Source organism: Streptomyces sp. NPDC051555 (genome assembly GCF_044454405.1).
Taxonomy (GTDB): domain Bacteria; phylum Actinomycetota; class Actinomycetes; order Streptomycetales; family Streptomycetaceae; genus Streptomyces.
In genome coordinates, this window is sequence record NZ_JBITDP010000001.1 from 1,049,969 (window position 1) to 1,070,606 (window position 20,638).

19 protein-coding genes and 3 pseudogenes are annotated in these 20,638 nt (G+C 71.9%); 11 read left to right on the forward strand and 11 right to left on the reverse strand.

From position 1 onward, the window contains the following. Positions 1–204: 204 nt before the first annotated feature. Positions 205–945, reverse strand: a complete 741-nt coding sequence (locus ACIBEA_RS04435; RefSeq protein WP_399257784.1) for a class I SAM-dependent methyltransferase — start codon at positions 943–945, stop codon at positions 205–207. A gap of 236 nt (positions 946–1,181) precedes the next feature. On the opposite strand from ACIBEA_RS04435, the gene ACIBEA_RS04440 reads away from it, so the two are divergent. The 3 genes from ACIBEA_RS04440 (at position 1,182) to ACIBEA_RS04450 (ending at position 2,781) form a co-directional block, all read left to right on the forward strand. After that, the gene (locus ACIBEA_RS04440) at positions 1,182–1,694 is read left to right on the forward strand and encodes a hypothetical protein (RefSeq protein WP_399257786.1); all 513 of its coding nucleotides are present in this window, start codon (positions 1,182–1,184) and stop codon (positions 1,692–1,694) included. Between the two features lie 207 nt (positions 1,695–1,901). Next, on the forward strand, positions 1,902–2,168 hold the full coding sequence (locus tag ACIBEA_RS04445; protein WP_399257788.1) for a hypothetical protein: 267 nt from the start codon (positions 1,902–1,904) through the stop codon (positions 2,166–2,168). Between the two features lie 106 nt (positions 2,169–2,274). Then, positions 2,275–2,781, forward strand: coding sequence for a DinB family protein (locus tag ACIBEA_RS04450; protein WP_399257790.1), 507 nt, complete (start codon positions 2,275–2,277; stop codon positions 2,779–2,781). Between the two features lie 62 nt (positions 2,782–2,843). Here ACIBEA_RS04450 and ACIBEA_RS04455 read toward each other — a convergent pair whose 3' ends face one another. Then, positions 2,844–3,329, reverse strand: coding sequence for an SRPBCC family protein (locus ACIBEA_RS04455; protein ID WP_399257792.1), 486 nt, complete (start codon positions 3,327–3,329; stop codon positions 2,844–2,846). 69 nt (positions 3,330–3,398) lie between these two features. Here ACIBEA_RS04455 and ACIBEA_RS04460 point away from each other — a divergent pair, with 69 nt between their 5' ends. The 3 genes from ACIBEA_RS04460 (at position 3,399) to ACIBEA_RS04470 (ending at position 6,870) form a co-directional block, all read left to right on the forward strand. Further along, complete coding sequence (locus tag ACIBEA_RS04460) at positions 3,399–4,019, forward strand: TetR/AcrR family transcriptional regulator (RefSeq protein WP_399257794.1); 621 nt, start codon at positions 3,399–3,401, stop codon at positions 4,017–4,019. Positions 4,020–4,210: 191 nt separating this feature from the next. Beyond that, complete coding sequence (locus tag ACIBEA_RS04465) at positions 4,211–5,650, forward strand: hypothetical protein (protein WP_399257946.1); 1,440 nt, start codon at positions 4,211–4,213, stop codon at positions 5,648–5,650. Then, positions 5,647–6,870 (forward strand): ARPP-2 domain-containing protein, encoded by a 1,224-nt coding sequence (locus tag ACIBEA_RS04470; protein WP_399257796.1) that lies wholly within the window; start codon positions 5,647–5,649, stop codon positions 6,868–6,870. The genes ACIBEA_RS04465 and ACIBEA_RS04470 overlap by 4 nt, the downstream gene beginning before the upstream one ends. 55 nt (positions 6,871–6,925) lie before the next feature. Here the strand turns inward: ACIBEA_RS04470 and ACIBEA_RS04475 are convergent, their stop codons facing one another. The 3 genes from ACIBEA_RS04475 to ACIBEA_RS04485 form a co-directional block, all read right to left on the reverse strand. Beyond that, a complete protein-coding gene (locus ACIBEA_RS04475) occupies positions 6,926–7,369 on the reverse strand; it encodes a pyridoxamine 5'-phosphate oxidase family protein (RefSeq protein WP_399257798.1) in 444 nt (147 codons plus the stop codon). Between the two features lie 79 nt (positions 7,370–7,448). Then, positions 7,449–7,883: a YdeI/OmpD-associated family protein gene (locus ACIBEA_RS04480; protein ID WP_399257800.1), complete on the reverse strand. Its 435-nt coding sequence runs from the start codon at positions 7,881–7,883 to the stop codon at positions 7,449–7,451. A gap of 230 nt (positions 7,884–8,113) precedes the next feature. Further along, positions 8,114–8,455, reverse strand: a complete 342-nt coding sequence (locus ACIBEA_RS04485; RefSeq protein WP_399257802.1) for a HopJ type III effector protein — start codon at positions 8,453–8,455, stop codon at positions 8,114–8,116. Positions 8,456–8,695: 240 nt separating this feature from the next. On the opposite strand from ACIBEA_RS04485, the gene ligA reads away from it, so the two are divergent. After that, positions 8,696–10,783, forward strand: a complete 2,088-nt coding sequence (ligA, locus tag ACIBEA_RS04490; RefSeq protein WP_399257948.1) for an NAD-dependent DNA ligase LigA — start codon at positions 8,696–8,698, stop codon at positions 10,781–10,783. 10 nt (positions 10,784–10,793) lie between these two features. Here ligA and ACIBEA_RS04495 read toward each other — a convergent pair whose 3' ends face one another. Beyond that, complete coding sequence (locus ACIBEA_RS04495) at positions 10,794–11,591, reverse strand: hypothetical protein (RefSeq protein ID WP_399257804.1); 798 nt, start codon at positions 11,589–11,591, stop codon at positions 10,794–10,796. Positions 11,592–11,869: 278 nt separating this feature from the next. Here ACIBEA_RS04495 and ACIBEA_RS04500 point away from each other — a divergent pair, with 278 nt between their 5' ends. Further along, on the forward strand, positions 11,870–12,196 hold the full coding sequence (locus ACIBEA_RS04500) for a hypothetical protein (protein WP_399257806.1): 327 nt from the start codon (positions 11,870–11,872) through the stop codon (positions 12,194–12,196). Here the strand turns inward: ACIBEA_RS04500 and ACIBEA_RS04505 are convergent. Further along, a pseudogene (locus ACIBEA_RS04505) lies at positions 12,194–12,298 on the reverse strand (glyoxalase/bleomycin resistance/dioxygenase family protein); the annotation flags it as partial. The gene ACIBEA_RS04500 and the pseudogene ACIBEA_RS04505 overlap by 3 nt on opposite strands. Positions 12,299–12,319: 21 nt before the next feature. Between ACIBEA_RS04505 and ACIBEA_RS04510 the strand changes: the two are divergent. The 3 genes and pseudogenes from ACIBEA_RS04510 to ACIBEA_RS04520 all read left to right on the forward strand — a co-directional run. Next, positions 12,320–12,465, forward strand: a pseudogene (locus ACIBEA_RS04510) (ArsR/SmtB family transcription factor); the annotation flags it as partial. Continuing rightward, a pseudogene (locus tag ACIBEA_RS04515) lies at positions 12,459–12,644 on the forward strand (aquaporin); the annotation flags it as partial. The pseudogenes ACIBEA_RS04510 and ACIBEA_RS04515, both read left to right, overlap by 7 nt. A 65-nt stretch (positions 12,645–12,709) precedes the next feature. Beyond that, positions 12,710–13,219: a DUF2199 domain-containing protein gene (locus tag ACIBEA_RS04520; protein ID WP_399257808.1), complete on the forward strand. Its 510-nt coding sequence runs from the start codon at positions 12,710–12,712 to the stop codon at positions 13,217–13,219. A 52-nt stretch (positions 13,220–13,271) separates the two neighbouring features. On the opposite strand, the gene ACIBEA_RS04525 is transcribed toward ACIBEA_RS04520, so the two are convergent. The 4 genes from ACIBEA_RS04525 to ACIBEA_RS04540 all read right to left on the reverse strand — a co-directional run bounded on the left by ACIBEA_RS04525 (position 13,272) and on the right by ACIBEA_RS04540 (position 20,504). Further along, positions 13,272–16,301, reverse strand: coding sequence for a LuxR C-terminal-related transcriptional regulator (locus tag ACIBEA_RS04525; RefSeq protein ID WP_399257810.1), 3,030 nt, complete (start codon positions 16,299–16,301; stop codon positions 13,272–13,274). 79 nt (positions 16,302–16,380) lie between these two features. Then, positions 16,381–17,496, reverse strand: a complete 1,116-nt coding sequence (locus tag ACIBEA_RS04530; protein ID WP_399257812.1) for a Gfo/Idh/MocA family protein — start codon at positions 17,494–17,496, stop codon at positions 16,381–16,383. 171 nt (positions 17,497–17,667) lie between these two features. Next, positions 17,668–18,783 (reverse strand): Gfo/Idh/MocA family oxidoreductase, encoded by a 1,116-nt coding sequence (locus tag ACIBEA_RS04535; protein ID WP_399257814.1) that lies wholly within the window; start codon positions 18,781–18,783, stop codon positions 17,668–17,670. Then, positions 18,780–20,504: a hypothetical protein gene (locus ACIBEA_RS04540; RefSeq protein WP_399257816.1), complete on the reverse strand. Its 1,725-nt coding sequence runs from the start codon at positions 20,502–20,504 to the stop codon at positions 18,780–18,782. The genes ACIBEA_RS04535 and ACIBEA_RS04540 overlap by 4 nt, the downstream gene beginning before the upstream one ends. Between the last annotated feature and the right edge of the window lie 134 nt (positions 20,505–20,638).

A 20,638-nucleotide genomic window follows, 5' to 3' on the forward strand; every position in this document is an offset into this window, starting at 1 on the left:
CGCTGAAGCTACGTCGCCGCGGGACCATCGGTCAAGCCGACATGCCCGGATCCGTCGCACCCGGCGGAACGGGACGTCGCCCGGCACCGTGGGTGCCGGGCGACGTCGGGTGGATCGGCTGGATCGGGCGGCACAGGCGAATCCGGTGGATCAGGCCGATCAGGTGGACCGGGAGGACCAGGTGGACCAGGCCGACCGGGAGGATCAGGCGGTGCAGCGGATCATGATCAGCGGCTTGTTCCCGGCGTAGTCCGCCCAGAACTCCTCGCCGAACTCCGCGACACCGGCGTCGGAGACGTCCAGCGTCACCCACTCGATCCCGGTGAATCCCGCCGCCTTCAGCGTCGTCTCGTACGTCTCCTGCGACGGCGTGGTGGCCTCGAAGGAGACCGGCGGGTCCAGCAGGGCCGTGAGCCGGATCCCGCGGCCGATCTCGTTGTCCCGGCCGGTCGACTCGCACAGGAAACCGTACTTGGCCAGCGAAGGCCCGTCGAAATCGAAGTCCGGGTTCTGGGCGAACAGGTAGAACGCGCCGCCGGCGACGAGGCTGCCCCGGACGCGGTGCATCATCCGCTCGATCTCGGCGACGTCGCTCGCGTAGTTGAACGCCTGCACCGCCACGGCGATGTCGAAGGGCTGGTCGAAGTCGCGCAGGGTGGCCGTGTCCCCGACCTCGTAGTCGATCCCGAGGGGCTCGGACTGCTCCAGGGCGTCGGCCGCGTCGATCATCGCGCCGGAGATGTCGAACCCGAAGACGCGGGACGCCCCGCGCCGCTTGAGCTCGCGGCTGTAGAAGCCGGTCCCGCAGGCGACGTCCAGTACGGACTTGCCGGTGACGTCACCGATCAGGGTGAGGAAGCCCGGTACCTCGGCGTAACGAATGACGGGCAGGGTCTTGAAGCCTTCGAACGCTTCACCGATGCCGTCGTACAACTGACCACTCATCGTGGCGTTCCCCTCGATTTGTGGCGTCGGCTCTCATGGCGAGCCGCGGCCCTCCCTTCGGAGTCTTCCCGCTGGGCGACAGGAGTCCGTACTGGCTGAAACTACGAACCTGGTCCAGTCGAGGAGGAGTTGGATCCAAACGATACGAACGATACGAACGACCACAAGGAGTTCGCTCACATGCGCGATAACATGCGCATCGGCTGGTCAGCGGGCATGCGGGCGGGGAGACGACTGTGGCCGGAGCGGATGCGCGGGAACTGGCGGCGCGTTGGTGGAAATGGGCCGACTCGGCCCCGAACGGGCGGAGCCCCGTGCAGGACACCACCGGCGAGCACGCGCAATGGAGCCAGCCGTCGGACGTCTGGTTCCTCGCGGGCACGTACGGCGGCCGCGTGGTGCGGCGGTGCACGGTACCGAGCGATCGGCCGCTGTTCTTCCCGGTGTTGAACACGCGACGCCTGGCGCTCGGCTTCTCCGCGCGGCCGTTGCGCATCGCTACCTCATGTGCCGGGGCCGAGCTGAACGGCATCCCGCTGCCCGTCCGCGAGGCGACCTCGAAGCGTTTCTGGTCCATCGGGCCGCAGGTCGCCTGGGGCCTGTGGAGCACGATCGACCCCCTCCTCCCGGGCGACTACGTCCTGTCCGTCACGGCGAAGACGAAGACGGGCGACTTCTGGGTGGACACCACCTACCACCTCACGGCCGTCCCGGCCGACCGGGACCGACAGGACGCGCCCGGCGCCTGACCGGAAGGGAGCCGGTTCCTGCCCGAGGCCCCGCGCCGGGCGCGAGGCCCCGCGCCGGGCGCGAGCGGCGCGGCCGTGCGCGCGACTGGGCTGTTGATCTTGCTCCGCACCTCGTAGGCTCGGCCTCGAAGATCGCGGAGGGTGGGGCAGGATGGTCGTCAACGAGCAGATCGATGCGTCGACGTGGGAGCCCGTGCAGGTGGCGGGATGAGCGCGTCAGATGACGGCCGGGTGTACTGCGGCGACGAGGGCCACGTGGTCCGGCCGACCCCGGGCCGCGTGTACGTGAGGCTTGCGGGCGGCCCCTTGGACGGCCAGCTTCTCGATGTGAGCGGCCTGTCCCTGCGGGAGTGGGCGGAGGGAGTGCTCCTGATCACCGATCGCGGGCTGTACGGACCCGGCGGTCGTACCCTCTACAGCCCGTCCGAAGCGGACCCCGGCGGCCCGTTCCGCTGGGAGGGCGACACGCCGTGACCCACGCCGGTCACCTGATGAGGACGCGTCCGGTGGGTCGTGCCGGGCGGTCCGCCGTCGAAAAACACCTCGACATCGGGCGTGGTGGTCAGGGACGCTTCGCGCGATGACCAGAATCGATGACACACCGCCCGCGTGGGACGAGCGCACCCAGCTCACCACGTTCCTCGACTACGCACGTGACACCGCGCGCGCCAAGTGCGACGGCCTCTCCGCGGAGAACGCCCGCAAGGCGCTCCTGCCCGGCTCACCGCTGATGACCATGAGCGGATTGGTCAACCACCTCCGCTGGGTCGAGTACTACTGGTTCCAGGTGGTCTTCCTCGGCGAGGAGGACGGGGGCCCCTGGACCGATGAGGACCCCGACCGCGAGATGCGCATCGCCGTCGACTTCCCCCTCACGCAGCTGCTCGACGAATACGCCGAACAAAGCTCCCGCTACCGCGAACTGGTCGCCGGGAACGACCTGGACAAGCAGGCCGTGCGAGCCGTCAGGGATGGCCTCCACGTCGACCTGCGCTGGATCCTCCTCCACCTCACCGAGGAGACGGCCCGCCACAACGGCCACCTGGACATCCTGCGCGAGATGCTCGACGGTGCGACCGGCGACTAGACCCGGCGGAGACCGCGGGCGGAGCCGGACCACGGTCACTGCTCCGCCGGACGGTCACAGCGCTAGCGCGCGAGCGCGCGGAGCAGGCGTACGTACCGGGTCCAGCGGGCCGGGCGGGCCACCGTGCCCGTGCAGGCGAGTTCGGCGCGGTCCAGGCCGTCCTCCAGGCAGGCGTCGTGCATCCATCGGTAGGCCGCTGGCCAGGTCAGCCGAGCGGGCCCGCTGACCCGCATCGCCAGGGTGTGCCGCAGCACCGTGCGCCCGCCGTCGACGGGCAGCACCGCGAACTCGTGGAAGCCGTCGAATCCGCGCGGCCCGCTGAAGGCGAAGCGGACCCAGGTCCCGGGCACGTACGCGGTGACCGTGTAGCGGACCGGGCCGTGGCCGCCGGTCGCGCCGACCGCCAGTGGACGGTCGAACTCCATGGCGGGCCAGTTCGGGTGTGGCCAGAGCCGGTCCGCCGCGCCGCCGGACAGGCTGTCGACGAGCGCGCCGACGTCGCTCCCCTCGGCGGCCAGCAGGCGCTCGTGCACGTTGTAGACGCCCATGCGTCCTCCACCTCTCCGTTCCATTATTAGAGAGCAGTCTCTAATAATGTGGAGGGTACTCTCTGATTCATGGCGAGACCACCCCGCTTCGACACCGACCAGATCCTCGACGCCGCCGTCCGACTGGCTGCCTCCGCCGGACCGACGGGCGTGACCATGTCCGCCGTCGCCCAGGCGATCGGCGCGCCGAGCGGATCCATCTACCACCGCTTCCCCGGCCGCGCGGCCCTGCTCGCGGAGGTGTGGCTGCGCACCGTGGAGCGCTTCCAGGAGGGGTACTTCGTCGCGCTCGGCAGCGCCCCCGATCCCCACGGAGCCGCCCGCGCGGCGGCCCGGCACGTCGTCTCCTGGAGCCGCGCCCACCCGGGCGAAGCATCGCTGCTCCTCTACGGCGCAGCGGAGTTCGGCCGGGCCGACTGGTCCGAGGAGCACAAGGAACGCGCGGACCTGGGCAACCATCGCGTGTACGAATCCCTCCACCTGCTCGCCGAAGTCCTCGGCGCGGCAGCGCCCCAGGACCACGAACGCGTCACCCTGGCCCTGATCGACCTGCCGCTGTCCGTGGTGCGCCGCCACCTGCGCGCCGGTCAGCCGCTGCCCCCGCACGCGGAGGACCTGGCCGAGCAGTGCGCTGCGGCCCTGCTCACAGGCACACCCGGCGAGAGCGCGCCGCGGTCGTCGATCGCATAGCCGGTGGAAGCCGGTGGAAGCCGGAAGAAGTCGGTGGAGGCCCCTGGACCGCTCTGTTACGGTCCAGGGGCCGGCCGCGGGACTCCGGTGCGACTTCCGGAACCTGCCTCTGAAGCAATGATTCGCAGCTCGTGCCCCCATTCCCCGGCCGGCGCCCAGACCTGCGCGGCCACCTACGGGAAATGAAGCGGATGGATTCGTACGGGGACCTCGTCGCTGCCGAAGACGTGCTGCTCTTCGTCAATGCGGCCATCACCTCCACCGGTCAGCGCGAGTTCCACAGCGACGCGGGCGAGCAACTGCTGTCCCTGGACTTCCTCCACGCGTACATCCTGGGCAACTACCGCGACCTGTACGCCGGTGTCCTCGCACTCGACATCAACGACCACAACGTGGCCCTCATCGTCCGGCGGTTGTTGGAGACCGCCGCCGAGGCGACCGCGGACCAACGCCGCAGCGAGGGCCGGCTGATCGCGTGCCGACTGGCGACGCTGCCGCCGCAGCGCGTGTACGGGCTGTTCGACGCCCTGCGCCGGGCCGGCGTGAACAACCGGCGTACCCGCGCGATCATGCGCGACTGGCTGTCCGCCCGCCCCGACCCGGCGTTCGACGCCGTGAAGTACCGCAGCGCCCTCAAGCGCGCCCTTCGCCACGCGCACCTGGCCCCCGCCACCGCGGAGTTGGGGACGTTCGTCTTCGCGCCGCTGACCCGCAAGCAGTACACGACCCCCCTCCTGGAGACGTGGCGCCGCGCGCACTACGAGCAGGCCGCGCTGTACGAGCTGCCCTATACGGCCGCCGAGGGCTTCGCCGCCAAGCACCGCATCCCCCGGAACGTCTTCCTGGAGCGGATAGCCCCGCGGATGACCCGCCTGGAGACCCTGCGACTGCAAGAGTCCGCGCACCAGGCCGGGGCCGCGGCGGTACGGACGGACCTGTCCGGGATGCCGCTGACCCGGTTGGCCACCTACGTACTGTCGCTGCCGGTCCAGGACCGCGTGCAGCGGCGTGCCGAGCTGACCCGCGCCCTGGAAACGGCCGCCGGCCGGGTGGCCGGGGTGCATCGGGGGAGTTGGGGCAAGGTCACCGCCGTCCTGGACGACAGCTTCTCCACCTCCGGCTCGGTCCACAAGCGCCGTCGGCCGCTGGCCGTGACCCTGGCCTGCCACTACCTCCTCGCGGCCCTCGCCGACGACTACCGCGGGCTGTGGACGTCCGGGCGCGCCGACGCCCTGCTGACGTACCCGTACGGGCCGACCCCGGTGGGCCGGCGGATCCTCGACGCGCTGGACACCGCCCCGTCCCGGCTGGTCATCGTCTCCGACGGATGGGACAACGCGCCTCCCGGCCTGGCCGCCGAGGTGCTGCGCATCTGGCGCACCCGGCTCGACCCCGAACGCCGCACCAGCATCGTGCACCTCAACCCGGTCTACGACGCTGCGGCCTTCGACGTGCGCCGGCTCTCGCCGACGGTGCCCACCACGGGCATCCGTGACGCCGAGGACCTTCCCGCACTGGTGGAACTCGCCCAATTCGCCGAAGGCCGGACCGGCCTGGCCGAGTTGATCACGTACATGGACACCCGCGCGGCCCTGCTGATGGGCGTCCCCGACGAGGAGCGGCCGCGATGACCACGCACGACCGGACCACGCATGACCGAACCTCTCCGGACCCGACCGCGCTGGACCTGACCGGTCTGACCGCCCGCCCCGCACAGGTCTGGGGCGCGGTGCGTCTCGTGCCCCTCGTCCGCGACGAGCCCGTCCACGACCTCCGCCTGCACGCCCGCCTCTACGGCGACGGGCCCGGTCTCGTCGAGGTCGGCCGCCGCGGTGCCTACGTCTCCTACGTCCCGCACGGATTCGTCGCCACCTGGACGGGGGACGGCACGCCCGCGGCCGCCTACGGAACCCAGTTCGCCGCCGGCGACGACGTGCCCCCGGCCGCCACGATGGGCCTGCGCTTCCACCGCCGAATGGCCCGACGCCAGGCCAAGGACCGGTTGCGCTTCCTCCCCATGCACCTGGCGCTCGAAGGCTATCTGGCGCTGCACTTCGGCGGTCCCTCGATCGCCTGGGAGGAGTGGTCGCAGCGCGCGATCGGCCAAGGACTGTCCCCGCGCGTCGAGGAGGCCTACGTGGGCGCCGAAGTGCGCGGACTCGGCGATGCGCTGCGCATCTTCGAGATCCACCCAGGCCAGTGCGGTGTGCTGGTGTACGTCGCCGACGCGCTCGCGGCCGCGTTCGTGGTCCCTCATCCCGACGACTACCGTGCGCTGCACGCGACGCTCTTGCAGGACCTGTACGGCGAACTGATCCACCACTACGCCACGTTGATGCCACCGGTCCAGGACTTCCGGGCCCGCATCCCGGACGCCGGGATCCGCTCCCTGGCCCACCTGCGCACGGCCGTCGCCGAGCAGGAGCGCGGCTGGGCACACTTCCACGACACGACCATGGCCGCCGGCCTGCTCGACCACGCCTACAACTGGCAGACGGTCTACCGGATGGGCCGCTTCACCCTCTCCCGCTTCCTGCCGGAGTTCCGTCCCAAGCAGGAGAACCACATCGGTGAGGCCATCACCGACGACAGGGGCAGGATCTCCTACCTCAAGACGTTCCGCCTGTCGGAGAGCCAGGTCCGCCGCGGTCACCTGCTGAGCAAGCTCGCCGCGAACGACTGGCACATGGCGGACACCGCGGCCGAACTCGACATCGACGAGGCCCAGTTGGGCCTGCGCCTGGAATCCGCCGGCTTCGGCTTCCTGCTCCGCCGGGACGTCTTGGACGGCTACCGCAAGCAGGCTCGAACCGGAACCCGAGCCCGAGCCGGAACCCGAATCCGGCCCTGAACCCGAAGCCGAAGGCGCACCCGAACCCGAATTCGAACCCGAACCCGAATCCGAACTACGTCAGCCACTTGCCGTCGACCATCAGATCCCGTCCGGCGATCTCGTCGACCTCGCGCCAGGCCTGGATCAGGTCCGGACGGATGCGGAAGTACGGGTAGTTGCGCTGGGCGCGGGGGTCGAAGCCGGTCTTGTTCGCGAACGCGTCGGCCACGTCGTCGGCTATTCCGTCGGCGACGACCGCGGATCCTTCGATCAGGACCACGTCGCGGGTCTGCCCGATCGTGAGCCGGACCTGGCCGCCGGCGCGGAGGTTGCGGGCCGTGGGGTTGCCGGCCGCCGTCGAGATCAGGAGCGTCTCGCCGTCCCAGAGGAACGACAGCGGCACCAGATACGGGGTACCCGCCCCGTCGGCAGTTGCCACCCAGGCGTCGATGTCCTCGTCGAGTCGGCGCCGGGTGTCCTGTACGCGCTGTGCGAGCGGTCGGGGTGGGGTGGTCATGGCGTCGGTCTCCTCTTTCGGATACGGGGGTCGGCGGCCACACGGCCGGGCCGATCGGCCGGCGCGAGGATGTACACGGTCAGCCCCGCAGGGTGGCGATGGCCTTCTCGATGCGCTTCAGGCGCGTCTCGGGCTTCTTCGCGCTCTCGATCGCGCGCACGTGCTCGCGCTTGTGGCTGTACGCGAGGTCGTCGTAGGCGGCGCGGGCGAGCGGGTCGTCGTCCAGGGCCCGGGCGAAGTCCGCGGGCTCGACGACGACGCGCGGCTCGGTGTCCAGCTCGACCTCGACCTCGACCTCGTCGCCGGTCGTCACACCCGCGGCCTGCCGGTTGGCGATGCTGAGGCCGAGCAGGTGGCGGCCGCGCAAGATGGCGACCCGGCTCGTCCAGGAATGACCGTTGACGGTGATGGTCACCGGCGGCCGCGCGCCCCCGCCGAGCGCTGCCACCACCTCGGACGGCACTTCCAGCCCCCGCATGGGCTCGGGCGGCTCGACGTGGGACCGAAACTTCATGATCTTCTCCCGTTCACTCGACTCCGTCGGAAGGGTGTCGAGGAGAGGCCGCAGGGCCTGCTGGACCTCGGCGTGGCGGTGTGAGCCTAGAGGCTCTCCCGCACATGCTCAAGATCATGGTCCGAGCCTGTTGGAGGCCGGTCGGCCGGGAGCTCGGGGAAGGCGACCCGACGCCGGAGCGCCCGAGTACTCCGGTACACGGGCGCTCCGGTGCCCCGGCGGGCGGCGCTTCAGCTCTTGCGGGCCAACGGCTTCCCGGCGAAGCTCACCCCTGCCAGGCCATGGGCCATGAGGTTGCGGATGTTGCTGTGATCGGTGTCGTTCGGCGTCGCCAGCACGCCGCGGTAGTGCTCACCGAACGCGAGCAGCGCCTCTTCGTCGCTCAGCCCTTCGAGCAGGGCCAGTCCCAGGGTCTTGCAGGACCCTTCGTTCTCACCCGCGGCATTCGTCAGCTCCCCGTTGCGGAACGCCTGCGGCTGGTACGCGTAGTGCGCGGCGACGAAGGACAAGGTGTCGGCGAACTCGTGCTCACCCGACGCAAGGCTTGCCCGCAGCGAGTTCAAATCAGTCATGGTGGTTCCCCTGGGTTGTACGGACGATCCGATCGCCGTCCGTGACCGGACGACGGTACCCACCTTAAGGACAGCCGCCGGGCACTGCGCCGCACGTCCGAACGGGTGGCATCTGCGCAGCTCACGACGTGTGGCCGGGCGGTCGGAGGGGCTGGGCGGCCGGCCCGCCGTGCGGCAGTGCGGCCGTGCGACCGGCCGAGGACCGGGTCGGACGGGGCGTTGTCAGTGGGTGGCAGCATGATGATCTCCATGACCGAAAACAGCGCCCCGCTCTCTCCTGCCGCCTACGCGCAGGCCGTGACCACCGCCGTGGCGGCGTCGGCCGCGTACTACGGCGACGGGACCACCCCGCTCGGTGACGACGAGTACGACGGGCTGCTGCGCGCCATCGCGGCCTACGAGGACGCCCACCCGGACGAGGTGCTCGCGGAGTCGCCGACCGGGAAGGTCGCGGGCGGGGCCGTGCAGGGCGACGTGCCGCACTCGGTGCCGATGCTCTCCCTGGACAACGTCTTCGACGCCGACGAGCTCGCCGAGTGGGCCGCGGGGCTGGAACGACGCCTCGGACACCCGGTGGCCGGATGGTGCGTGGAGCCGAAGCTCGACGGCCTCGCGGTGGCCGTCCGGTACCGGGGAGGGCGGCTCGTCCAGGTCCTCACCCGCGGCGACGGCCTGGCCGGCGAGGACATCACCCACGCCGCCGACGCCGTCCTCGGTCTGCCGCCGGTGCTCACCGAGCCGATCGACGTGGAGCTGCGGGGCGAGGTGCTGCTGACGACCGCACAGTTCGAGGAGGCCAACCGGATCCGGCTCGCCCACGAGGCCGCGCCCTTCGCGCACCCGCGCAGCGGGGCGGCCGGCACGCTGCGGGCCAAGGACCGGCCCTACCGGATCGAGTTGACCTTCTTCGCCTACAGCGCGATCGGCCTGGACGGCCTCGGTCACGTCGCCCTGCTGGAGAGGCTGGCCGCGCTCGGCGCGAACACGGCCGCCAGCACGGCAGCCGCCCCGCTGCGGTGCGAGACCGTGGAGCAGGTGCAGGAACGCATCGACGTGATCGCAGGGCTGCGCGGCGACCTGCCCTTCGGGATCGACGGCGTCGTCGTCAAGGCCGACACGGCCGAGGACCAGCGGCAGGCCGGCAACGGCTCGCGCGCCCCGAGATGGGCGGTGGCCCGGAAACTGGCGGCCGAACACAAGGTGACACGCCTGCTGGCGGTGGAGTGGAACGTCGGTCGGACCGGGATCATCGCCCCGCGCGCCGTCCTGGATCCCGTGGTCATCGACGGGGTGACGGTCACCTACGCAACGCTCCACAATCCGTCCGACATCACCCGCCGCGGGCTCATGATCGGCGACCAGGTGTTCGTGTACCGGGCCGGCGACGTGATCCCCCGGGTCGAAGCACCGCTGGTCGACCAGCGCACCGGCGCCGAGAGCCCGATCCTCTTCCCCGAGGCGTGCCCCCGCTGTGGCGACGCGATCGACACCTCCGAGCAGCGGTGGCGGTGCGTGCGCGGCCGCAGCTGCCAGGTCGTGGCCTCGGTGATCTACGCGGCCGGCCGGGACCAGCTCGACATCGAAGGCCTCGGTGGCACGCGTGCGATCCAGCTGGTGGAGGCCGGTCCGGTCAAGGACGTCGCCGACCTGTTCACGCTGACCCGCGAGCAGCTCCTCGGTCTGGAGCGGATGGGCGAGACCAGCGCCGCCAACCTCCTGGCCGCGATCGAGACCGCCCGCGGGGCCGCGCTGAGCCGCGTGTTCTGCGCCCTCGGTGTCCGCGGCACCGGACGGACGATGTCCCGCCGGATCGCCGCGTACTTCGGCTCGATGGCCGCGATCCGCGCCGCCGACGCGGACACGCTGGCCGGCGTCCCCGGCATCGGCGCCGAGAAGGCCCGCGTCATCGCGGCCGAACTCGTCGAACTCGCCCCGCTCCTCGACAGACTCCAGGCCCAACGGGTCGGGACGCAGGTCACCGAGCCGCAGCGGCCCGCGATGTCGGCCGCGACCGACGCGGGCGAGGCGACCACCGCGAGCGACGGCGAGGACGGGCAGGACCCGGCGGGCGGCCCACTGGCCGGGCAGGCCGTCGTGGTGACCGGCTCCATGACCGGCCCCCTCGCGGTCCTGTCCCGGAACGAGATGAACGAGCTGATCGAACGGGCCGGCGGAAAGGCGTCGTCGTCGGTGTCCAAGCGCACCACCCTCGTGGTGGCGGGCGAGAAGGCCGGCTCCAAGCGCACCAAGGCCGAAGAACTGGGCATCCGCATCCTCGACCCCGAGGAATTCGCCACTCTCGTCGCCGCCCTCCTCCCCACCCCCTAGCAGGCCTCCCTCAGTAGGGAGGGCGGCCGGGCCCGTACCCGGGCGTCGGGCGTGGGGAGGGGCGGCGGGAGATCAAGGCGGCGCACAGGCGATCGCTCACGAGGTAGGTGAAGACGGCCTGGACCATGAGGAAGATGATGAGGACGGTGAGCACTCCGACGAGGACGGCCATGAATTCGATGCCGCCCACGACGCCGTCCAGGCTACTCGCGAACCGCTCGCCGTCTTCGCTCATGAACCAGTTGACGAGCAGGAAGCCACCTGCCGCATCCAGGCCGAACGCGACCAGCGCGGCGAGCGCCAGCCGTGCGACCACCGGCCACCACACCCCCCTCACCAGCTGTGCCGCCCGACTCATGGCTTGTGCCATGCCCAGACCCTCGCGGGTCCTGACGGACGGAGCGATCGAGTACAACACCCAGGGCCACAGCAGCAGTGGCGCGAGGGGGGACAGGACGAAGGGATAGAGGAAGACCGCCAGGACGGAGCCGCCGACCGATCCGGGCAGTTGGGGGACGCTCGCCCGTAGGATCCCGCGTACGGTGACCGGCGCCCCGGTGGCGCCCTGCAGCGCCAAAGTGGATGCCAGGGAGGCGACCGCGCCCTGGCACAGGAAGCAGCCCAGAAGCGTGGGCAGGAAGAGGATGACCAGCGGGTCCATGAACCGGCCGCCGCCGTTCCAGAAGTCCGGGGCGCCGCGGAGCACGTACAGCGCCAGGCCGGCAGCGGTCACGGCTGCGAAGACCGCGAACTCCGCCACCAGCAGGGCGCCCAGGAGGGGCCACCACGTTCGCCCCAGCAGTCTCAAGGCCGAGCCCAGCAACTCCCCGGGGCCGGGCAGCGGGGGAGGGACAGCGCCGGACCCCCAACCGGTGGGCCGGGGCCGCGAAGCGTTCCCCGGCTGGTGCCACGCGCCTGACATCGCCTCGGTTCTCCCCCCAGAGATCCCTGCTGTTCGGGCGAGAATAGGCACCTGACCGGAACGGACGATACTGCTCCGACATGGTTGGGCCTGAAAACATGCGTTGGGGACGGCGGTTACGGGCCGTGGCAGCCCGGACGCCTGTGAAGAGGAGCGGGGGAGCGGTGGCGGAGTTCGCGGGGAGAGCGGCGAGGCTGGTGGTCAGCAACGAGGGCGAGGCGCCGTTGAGCCTGTCGGTGGAGCCTTGGGGCGACATCTACCGGATCTTGCCGAACGAGACGTGGACGGTCGTCACCCGTGCCTCCGCGGCCGACGGTTCTTGGCCCGGGACGCGGCTCGGGGACGAGCCGTTCGAGGTCGTCCACCGGCCCGACTCGATCACGGTGTGGGCCAACAGCCACTGCTTCCACCTCAGCGACAGGCAAGGCACGCACTCGACCCGTACCTCTACGACGGGTGCTACGCCGAGGATCCGGCCGGCTGAGGGATGAGCTCGCGTCGGCCTTGACCACGTACACCTCCCAGGGTTCCTTGCCGGGGCCGGTCACCCAGACCTTGTCCTGGAGCGCATAACAGCAGGAGGTGTCGTTCTCGACGCGGTGTGCTGTACGTCCATGGTCCGCGAGCCGCTGGGCGAGGAGGCCGCGGCCGACCTGTCGCGGATGTTCAAGGCGCTGTCGGACCCGATTCGACTCCGCCTGCTGTCGCTGATCGCCTCGTACGAGGGGGCGAGGCCTGCGTCTGTGATCTGACCGGCCCGTCGGGGTGCAGTTGCTGGCCAACTCCCTGGTGACCGTCCTCGGCCTCGGCGTGCTGATCGCCTTCCTCGGGCCCGTCTCCGGGGCGCACTTCAACCCGGTCGTCACGCTCGCCGCCTGGTTCACCGGCCGCCACGACCGCGACGGACTCAGCCTGCGCGAGGCCGCTGCCCACGTCCCTCGCCGAACTCGACGCCCCGCCCTCGGCGTGACCGCACTGGTGCGGGTGATCGCTAAGCTCAGGTCATGCCCAACGAACCTGGTTTCACGTGCTCCTGCTGCGGCGCCCACCACGCCGAGCTCCCCATGAGCTATTCGACGATCGCCCCCGATGACTGGGACGTCGGCTTCGAGGGGGATCCGGACAGCATGTTGTCCTCCGACCAGTGCGTGATCAAGGGGCAGCACTTCTTCATCAGGGGCATGATCGAGATACCCGTGATCGACAGTCAGGACGTCTTCTCCTGGGGCGTCTGGGTCTCGCTGAGCAGGGACAGCTTCGCCCGGGCCCAGGAGATGTGGAACACGCAGGGCCGCGAGGCCGAGAAGCCGTACTTCGGCTGGCTCAGCACCGAGCTCGCGATGTACTCCGAGGGCACCACCGACCTGAAGACCAACGTCCACATCCGACCCCTCGGCAATCGGCCCTACATCCAGCTGGAGCCCACCGACCACCCGCTCGCCGTCGAACAGCGCACCGGGATCACGCTGGACCGCGTGCGTGAGATCGCCGCGGCGGTGCTGCATCCGGCCTGACCGGTAGCCGGCGCCCCGTCGCAGCGTGCTTCGGTGCGTGCGCTTCCTGGTGCTACGACGGCACCCGGACCCCCAGGACTCCGGTCAGTTCCGAGCGGCGGCGGACGGCGAGTTTGCGGTACACGCGGGTCAGGTGTTGTTCCACCGTGCTCACCGTGATGTACAGCTGGCTGCCGATCTGTCGGTTCGACCTGCCTGCTGCGGCCAGGGAGGCCACCTGGCGTTCGGCCTCCGTCAGGCCGACGGCCGCGGTGTCCGTCGGTGCGGGAGCGGCCCCCGCCGTGGGTACGCCCCCCGGGGCGATGGCGGGCGGTCCGGCCGGGGCGGGGGCCGGGGCCGGGGGAGTGTCCAGCGGGGGTGCGAGGTCCTGGATCCGGTGGGGGGCACCGGATTCGGCGGCCAGGCACTGTGCCTCGTTCCAGCGGGCCCGCGCCGTGTGCGTGACGCCGTCCGCCAGGTCCACGTGGCTGAGTTGGGCGAGCACCCGGGCGAGCGAGAGCCGGTTGCCGGTCGCGCGCAGGGTCCGCTCCGCCTCCTCCAGCCGGGCCCGGCGCCGGCCGGGATCGTCGACCGCGGCCAGCACCTCCAACGCACGACCGCGGGCGTCTGTCGGCCGGTCCCCCTGCACGATCTCCGCAACGGCCAGCCGGCGGGCCTGCTCGGGGTCGTCGAGGGCCAGGTACGCCTGGGCGGCGTAGGCACGCCAGCCCAGCGGGCCGAAGGGGTTGCCCTGCCGGGCCCCCTCCGCCGGAGCGCAGGCCGTGAAGTCGTCCAGCGCCGCGTGCGGGCGGCCCGATTCCAGCAGGTAACAGCCGCGGGCCAGCCGGTACATCGGGCCGAAGGACGAGTCCCACATCTCGTCGGGGACCGGACGCTCCAGGTAGCGCATCGCCTGGTTCGGATCCCCCATGAGGGTGTGCGCGCCGATCAGGACCGACAGCGGCATCCCGACGGCGACGCCCCAACTGCGGTCGGGCAGCAGCTCCAGCGCCTGCGCGGCGCTCTGCGCAGCCGCGCGCAGGTCTCCCAGGTGCCACCGCAGGTGAGCGCGCAGACCGCCCAGGAGTGCCTTGCGGGCCGGGAGTTCGTCCGGGGTGAGCCGACTCCACTGGTCCTCGCAGAGCTGGTCGGCCAGCGTCATCTCGCCCTTGCGGGTGAGCTCCAGCAGGGCTGCGAGATCCAACTCCCGCAGCCAACGGGGGTTGATGGCCGCGGGTACGAACCGTTGCTCGGGAGCCTCGTGGCCGTTGCCTCCGGGCGGGGTGGCCCCGGACGGTGTGGCCCCGGGTGGGCGCAGCAGGCTGCGGCCGCCGAGGGCGGGCGCGGCGCAGGACGCGGGCGCCGCCACCGGCGCGCGCCGACCCGAGGTTCCGGCCACGCCGGCGTCGTAGAAGTAGGCGTGCACCACCGGATCGCCGAGCAGCTCCGGCCACAGGCACCCGATCAGCGCGCGGAACTCCCGCACCTCCTCGTGCACATGGGCCGGTTCGCAGGTCTCGACCAGGCGGGCCATCACCTCCCGCGCGCGGTCGCGACTGCCGAACCAGAGGAACCAGAGGACCAGGAGCCGCAGCGCGCCGCAGTTCGCCTGCCCGGCGCGCGCCGCGGCCAACAGCCGGTTCACGTCTGGCTCCGCGGCCAGCGGATTGACATAGCACTGCGTGCCGATCAGCGAGGCGATGACCCTGCTGCGCTGCGCGTGGTCGAGCTCGGCCCGGTCGGCCAGGCGCAGACAGGCGAGTGCCCGGTCCGCCCGGCCGGCCATGAGGAGTTGCTGCCAGGCGAGCCGCAACACCCGTACCTGGGACGGGTCGGGCCGCTCGTCCGCGGCGACGAGGTGGTGCGCGACGGAGGGCGCCGGGGCGCCCTCGCCGAAGAGTAGCGCGGCAGCCCGCGCGTGCAGGCCGGGCAGTTCGGCGGCGAGCATGCTCAAGGCGGCGCCGGGGACGGCGGGGTGGCGGAAGCCGTCGCTTCCCAGCAGGCCCGCGCGTTCGAGTTCCGCGACGTGCTGCTCGATCTCCTCGGGGTGACGCTCCAGCAGGCGCGCGGCCCGTAAGGGATCGGCGTCGTCACCCAGCACGGCGAGGGCCTGGACGGTCTCTGCCAGCCGGGGGTGGCGGACCAGCGCGGCGGCGTAGGCGGTGCGGAAGGCGGCCCCGACGTGGATCGGCGACGGCGGGCCTGCGGCTCCGTCCGGGTGCAGGTCGCGGACCAGCGCGGTGGCCAGTGCGGGGTTGCCGCCGCTGATCCGGTGGACCGCCCCGGCCAGCTCGCGGGACGCATCGGCGCCGGCCTCGTGCTCCAGTAGCCGTTCGACCTCGTCCTCGCGCAAGGTGGCGGCCTCGATCAGCCGGGCGTCGCAGAGACCGATGAATTCGAGGTGGTCGCGGATACCGTCGCGGGAGGTGCGCGGATAGGCCATCACCAAGGTGATGCGGTGGGCCCGGGCCCGGCGGGCCAGGTGGAGCAGACAGGACTGCGAGGCCGGGTCCACGTGGTGGGCGTCGTCGACGAGGACGAAGCCGCCGGCGGGCCCGGCGGCCGCGACCAGCGCGCAGATCAGCTCCTGCACGACGTGCGCGGGTTGGGCTCCGGGCCGGTCGGCGGTCGACGAGTCGGGGGACGTGCCGGTCGATGTGCCGGGTGAGGCGCTCGACGACGCGCCGGGTGCGTCGGCGAGCGCCGCACCCTCGACGAGTCGGTGCACGGCCGCACGGACGGCACCGGGAATCCCGGATCCGTGCACGAATTGTTCGAGGAAGGAAAAGGGGACCGCGCGCTCATCGCGAAAGCCGGTGGCATGCAGGCATACCGAACCGGATGCGACGGCGCGTGCTTTCACCTTGTCCAGCAGGAACGTTTTCCCTGTTCCCGGGCCCCCCTCCAGGAGGATGACGCCACCGCGCTGTTCGGCCCGTTCGACGATCTCATCGGCATAGGACAAAATCCCGCAGCTTTCCATTCGCATCCCACCGTCCCGTTCCCATGCGAGGAACAGCACGGAACGGAACGGACCCGATCGGCAGGGCAGGCGGCCTCCGGCCCAGCGGTGATCGAGTCTACGTCGGGAGCGGTGGGGCATCGGGGAGCAGGGATCGATATTCCGCCATTGTCCTGACAAACGAACGGAATCGGACGCGCGCGCTCAAGCGCTCCCGCGTTCACGGACTCTTCTGCGTGCGCCCATCATTGGCCGGAACAGCACGGTCCACTCGCTGCGGAAGACCGGTCCTGGCGGATGTGTAGATCGCCGTCACCACGGCCACCGCCTGGCGCCCACCCGCCCCGTCCACGAGCGGCGGCCGCCCCTCGCGCACGGCCTCGCAGAAGTCCAGGAGCTGGTCCCGGTGCGGCTGGTACAGCAGGCCCGAGGCGTCCCGGGCGCCCTCGCCCGTCAACTCCGCCGCGTAGGCGGCGGACTGGTCGGCGGCGCCGAACGCCCCGTAGGCGGGCGCGTCCTCGCCCTCCGCGGCGAGGTGCAGGTAGGCGAGCTTGTCGTCGTCGATGACCACGGAGCCCCGGTCGCCGTTCACCGCGGTCCGGGCGGTGCGCCCCGGGTAGGCCGCCGTGGAGGCGAGCAGGGTGCCCAGCGCGCCGTTCGCGAAGCGCAGGCTCGCCGTCGCCACGTCCTCCACCTCGATGCCGGGATGGGCCAGCCGTGCGGTGTGCGCCGCCACCTCCACCACCGGCCCGGCCAACCACTGCACCAGGTCCACCGCGTGGATCGCCTGGTTCATCAGCGCTCCGCCACCGTCCAGGGCCCGCGTGCCGCGCCAGGTGCCGGAGGCGTAGTACGAGGGTCCGCGCCACCAGGACAGTTCGGTCATGACCGAGGTCACCCGGCCCAGCCGACCCGATTCGATCGCCGTACGGGCCAGCCGGGCGGCGGGGTCGAAGCGGTGTTGGGACACCACACCGAGCGTCCGCCCCGTCTCCCGGGCCACCGCGATCAGCCGGTCGGCGGCCTGCGGCGTCACATCGACCGGCTTCTCCACCAGTACGTGCTTGCCCGCGCGCAGGGCCGCCTCGGCCAGCTCCGCATGGGTGCCGCTCGGAGTGCACACGAGTACGGCGTCCACGTCCCGCCGGGCGAGCAGTCCGGCCACGTCGGTCGCCGCGCAGCCCACCTCGGCCGCGAGCGCCGCGGCCCGCACCGGGTCCCGGCCGACGACCGCCGCCAGCCGTGCCCGGCCGGCCAGTTCCGCGTCCTCGCGCGTCAGCAGCCGGGCCAGGAAGCCGCCGATCGACCCGCAGCCGATCACTCCGAACGTGAGCACGGGATCTCTCCTCCAGTCGGGGCCGTGGGGTCGGCCCGGGTAGTGCGGGTAGTGCGAGTCCGGGTGGTCCGGGTGGTGCGCGTAGCGCCGGGGGACGGCGCTCCCGGTCGTCGAGCTCGGCCGGGCCCCTGCCCGTATGGGCAGGGCCAGGTGCAGGGGCCCGGCCGCCGCTCAGGTGCGGACGGAGGGCGGTCGGAGACCGGGGTGCGCGCCCCGGGAGGTCCCGACGGGCCGCTCGGGGTGGGCCGCCTCGGCCAACAGGCCGATGCGCGCCGCGCCCCGCAGGTCGAGACCGGGCGGGCCGGTGGGGGACAGCAGCGTCGCCACCGCCCACCGCAGGGCGTTGTCCAGCGGGGAGTCGTGGATCAGCCACTCGCGCCGTAGCCCCGGCCCCTGCGCGGTGAGCCGGTGGGTGTTGCGCGGCAGCCGGGTGCCCCGGGGCAGGGTCACCGGGTCCAGGTCCAGGCCGAAGCGCACCGGCCCGGCCAGCACGTCGACGTGGCGCTGCCTGCTCTCATCGGCCGCGACGGGCAGATCGAACCAAGCGGGCACCTCGACCTGCCCGGAAGGGTCGGGGCCGACGATGGTGGAGTACAACTCGATGTCCACGCCGTCGGCCACGGCCCGCTCGTGCGCGGCGGTACTGGTCAACTCGGGGTCGATCGCCACCTGGAGGGCGCACGCCTGCGGGTCGGTGCCCATGTAGCGGTCGTACGTCTCCGGCGGCAGCGCGCCGCGGACCAGGGCCAGCATGTGCAACCACTCGTAGCCGAAGACGCCGTAGTCGTGGTCGACGAACCGGCCCGCGGCGATATCGGCCCGCCGGTCCTTGCCGAAGCCGACGCGGACCGCGCGCAGCGCGTGCCCGGGCGTCAGCTCTTGGCGCATGCTCCGCAGCAGGGCCATCGCCCGGGAGTGCTGGTACTGGTCCATGACCACCAGCCGGGCCTCGGGGTGGGCGTCCAACAGGGAGGTCAGCTCGGGGATCTCCCACGCGCGGCACAGCGGCTTCTCGACCAGCAGTCGGGCCGCCGGGTCCACGGCGAGCACCCGCGCGACCGTCGCCACGTGGGTGGCGGTCGGCGAGCACACGGACCAGACGTCGACGGGACGGCGGGCGGCCCCCTCGACCGAGTCGAAGACGGGAACCGCGGGCGGCACGGCACCCGGTGCGGGATCGGCCACGCTGACGTCGAACCCGAGCTCGCTCAGCAGCCGTTGGTGCAACCGGCCGGCGGCCCCGTACCCGACCACGCAGACGCGGGTCCCGGACGTGCGGGCCTTCACCGGGCCACCGGGACCGGTGAGGCCGGTGCGACCGGTACGGCGAGTACGGCGGGGGCCGTCGTGGCCGTCGGAGCCGTCGCGGCGCCGCGGTGGCGGGTGCCGGAGGCCAGGTACTCCTCGTAGTAGGCGCTGAACAGCCCGGCCTCGTGGATCTCCCGGTCCACGGGCTCCAGGTGGATGCCGGGGGCGAGCCCGCCCGCCTCGCGGCACAGCAGCTTCGCCGCGATCAGGGTGCCGGCGCGGTAGGCGTCGTAACCGCGGTTCGCGATGCCCTCGTACTCGAAGAGGTTGAGCGAGCGGCCGTCCCCCAGCAGGGTGGCCGTGGCGCCGCCGGGCAGGGTGTGGCGGACGCCGACCTGGGGGACCGGCGTGGAGCGCAGCCCCTCGAAACCCTCGCTGAGCAGGCTGAAGTCCTTCGTGGCGAACCCCGCGAGGTAGACCCCGTCGGGCAGCAGCGGCAGATCGTCGTGGGTGAGGGCGAGTTCACCGCTGTTGCCGATGATCAGGAAGGGCGCGTGGGCGCCGAGCGCCTCACCCATGCTGCGGTACGTCTCGTACCCGTGCTCCGCGGCCGTGATCAGCGCCAGGACGTCCGTGTCCACCACGGCCACCCGGCAGCCCAGCGCGCGCAGCGCGTGCGCCACGCGGCCCCCGAGCGTGCCGTAGCCCAGCAGCAGCACGTGCCGGCCGATGAACTTCTCGCCCGGCAGGATCGCACGCAGTCGGCGTACGCACGAGTCGGCGATCTCGTTGTAGCCGAGCATGCTCTTCAGCCGCGAACGCGCCATGTTGAGCACCGGGATGGTCAGTTCGCCGGGCGCGCCCGCGATCCGCTTCAACCCGCTCACGGTCAGTTCCACGGCGCCGTCGATGCCGTCCTCCAGGACGCCCTCGGCCCCGTAACCCTGCGCGAGCAGACCGCCGTCGTCGATCACCAGCACCTTGCGGCCCGCGGCGTGCGCGCGGCGCACGAAGTCGTCCACCTGCTCGTTGACCGCGAGGGCGTACGCGCGCGCCGAGGTGTCGGCCGAGCCGTTGATGACCGAGTTGTCCAGGGTGTCGCTCCGGTAGCCGCGGTGCAGGAACCAGGAGTGCACGCGGTCGCGGTGCAGGGTCCGGTCGCCCTTGGAGAGCGCGAAGATCCACTGAGGGTCGATCCCGGCCCGCTCCATGCCCAACAGGAAGCCGACGCTGTTCTCCACGTAGTGGTCGCGGAAGATCAACGCCCAGTCGCGGAAGGCCGGTTCCCCGATGGAGTACCGGGCCACCAGCGGCATGCCGGCCACGATGGTCTCGACCTCCGCGGGCGTGTAGCAGCGGCCGCGCAGGGTCAGTGCCCCGACGATGCGGTCGAAGACGGCCCCGGCCCGCTCGGAGAGCGGTCCGTCGGCCGACAGCAGCACCTGGGTGCGGGCCGCCGGGGGAGCGACGGCGTCGAGGGTGTCCGGGGCGGCATCGGCGAGGGGTCGACTGCGCAGCCGTACGGAGGTGCCGTCCAGGTCGAACAGCAGTCCCCCGACGGCCGGTTGCCCGGGAGTCGGCGCCCCGGGCTCCGGTTCCCCGAGTGGAACGCCCTCACCGCGCAGTACCGAGCGGACGGTCGCGTCGACGTCGTGGGGCGTCATGCGACCGTCGAGGACCTCGTACCGTCCCGTGCCCGGGCACGGGACGGCGACGTCCTCCAGCGCGACACCCCTGGACTCTCCTTCGGTCAACGTCATCGTTCCAACCTCTTCTCGTCGTGGAGCTGGCCGGCGGTCCGGGCGTCCGGCACACCGGCGGGGAGCGGCCGGCGCCGCCTCCCGGAGCGGGGAGTCGGGAGCGGGGGGCGGGATCCGCGGCGCGGTGACGGCCC

Coding starts and splice junctions, on each gene's coding strand:
- ACIBEA_RS04480 (WP_399257800.1), bottom strand. CDS start 7,883: ATGAAGTTTCGGTCCCACGTCGAGCCGCCCGAGCCCATGCGGGGGCTG.
- ACIBEA_RS04520 (WP_399257808.1), top strand. CDS start 12,710: ATGCCCAACGAACCTGGTTTCACGTGCTCCTGCTGCGGCGCCCACCAC.
- ACIBEA_RS04540 (WP_399257816.1), bottom strand. CDS start 20,504: ATGACGTTGACCGAAGGAGAGTCCAGGGGTGTCGCGCTGGAGGACGTC.
- ACIBEA_RS04460 (WP_399257794.1), top strand. CDS start 3,399: ATGGCGAGACCACCCCGCTTCGACACCGACCAGATCCTCGACGCCGCC.
- ligA (WP_399257948.1), top strand. CDS start 8,696: ATGATCTCCATGACCGAAAACAGCGCCCCGCTCTCTCCTGCCGCCTAC.
- ACIBEA_RS04455 (WP_399257792.1), bottom strand. CDS start 3,329: ATGGGCGTCTACAACGTGCACGAGCGCCTGCTGGCCGCCGAGGGGAGC.
- ACIBEA_RS04445 (WP_399257788.1), top strand. CDS start 1,902: ATGAGCGCGTCAGATGACGGCCGGGTGTACTGCGGCGACGAGGGCCAC.
- ACIBEA_RS04475 (WP_399257798.1), bottom strand. CDS start 7,369: ATGACCACCCCACCCCGACCGCTCGCACAGCGCGTACAGGACACCCGG.
- ACIBEA_RS04525 (WP_399257810.1), bottom strand. CDS start 16,301: ATGCCCCACCGCTCCCGACGTAGACTCGATCACCGCTGGGCCGGAGGC.
- ACIBEA_RS04435 (WP_399257784.1), bottom strand. CDS start 945: ATGAGTGGTCAGTTGTACGACGGCATCGGTGAAGCGTTCGAAGGCTTC.
- ACIBEA_RS04465 (WP_399257946.1), top strand. CDS start 4,211: ATGGATTCGTACGGGGACCTCGTCGCTGCCGAAGACGTGCTGCTCTTC.
- ACIBEA_RS04485 (WP_399257802.1), bottom strand. CDS start 8,455: ATGACTGATTTGAACTCGCTGCGGGCAAGCCTTGCGTCGGGTGAGCAC.
- ACIBEA_RS04450 (WP_399257790.1), top strand. CDS start 2,275: ATGACCAGAATCGATGACACACCGCCCGCGTGGGACGAGCGCACCCAG.
- ACIBEA_RS04470 (WP_399257796.1), top strand. CDS start 5,647: ATGACCACGCACGACCGGACCACGCATGACCGAACCTCTCCGGACCCG.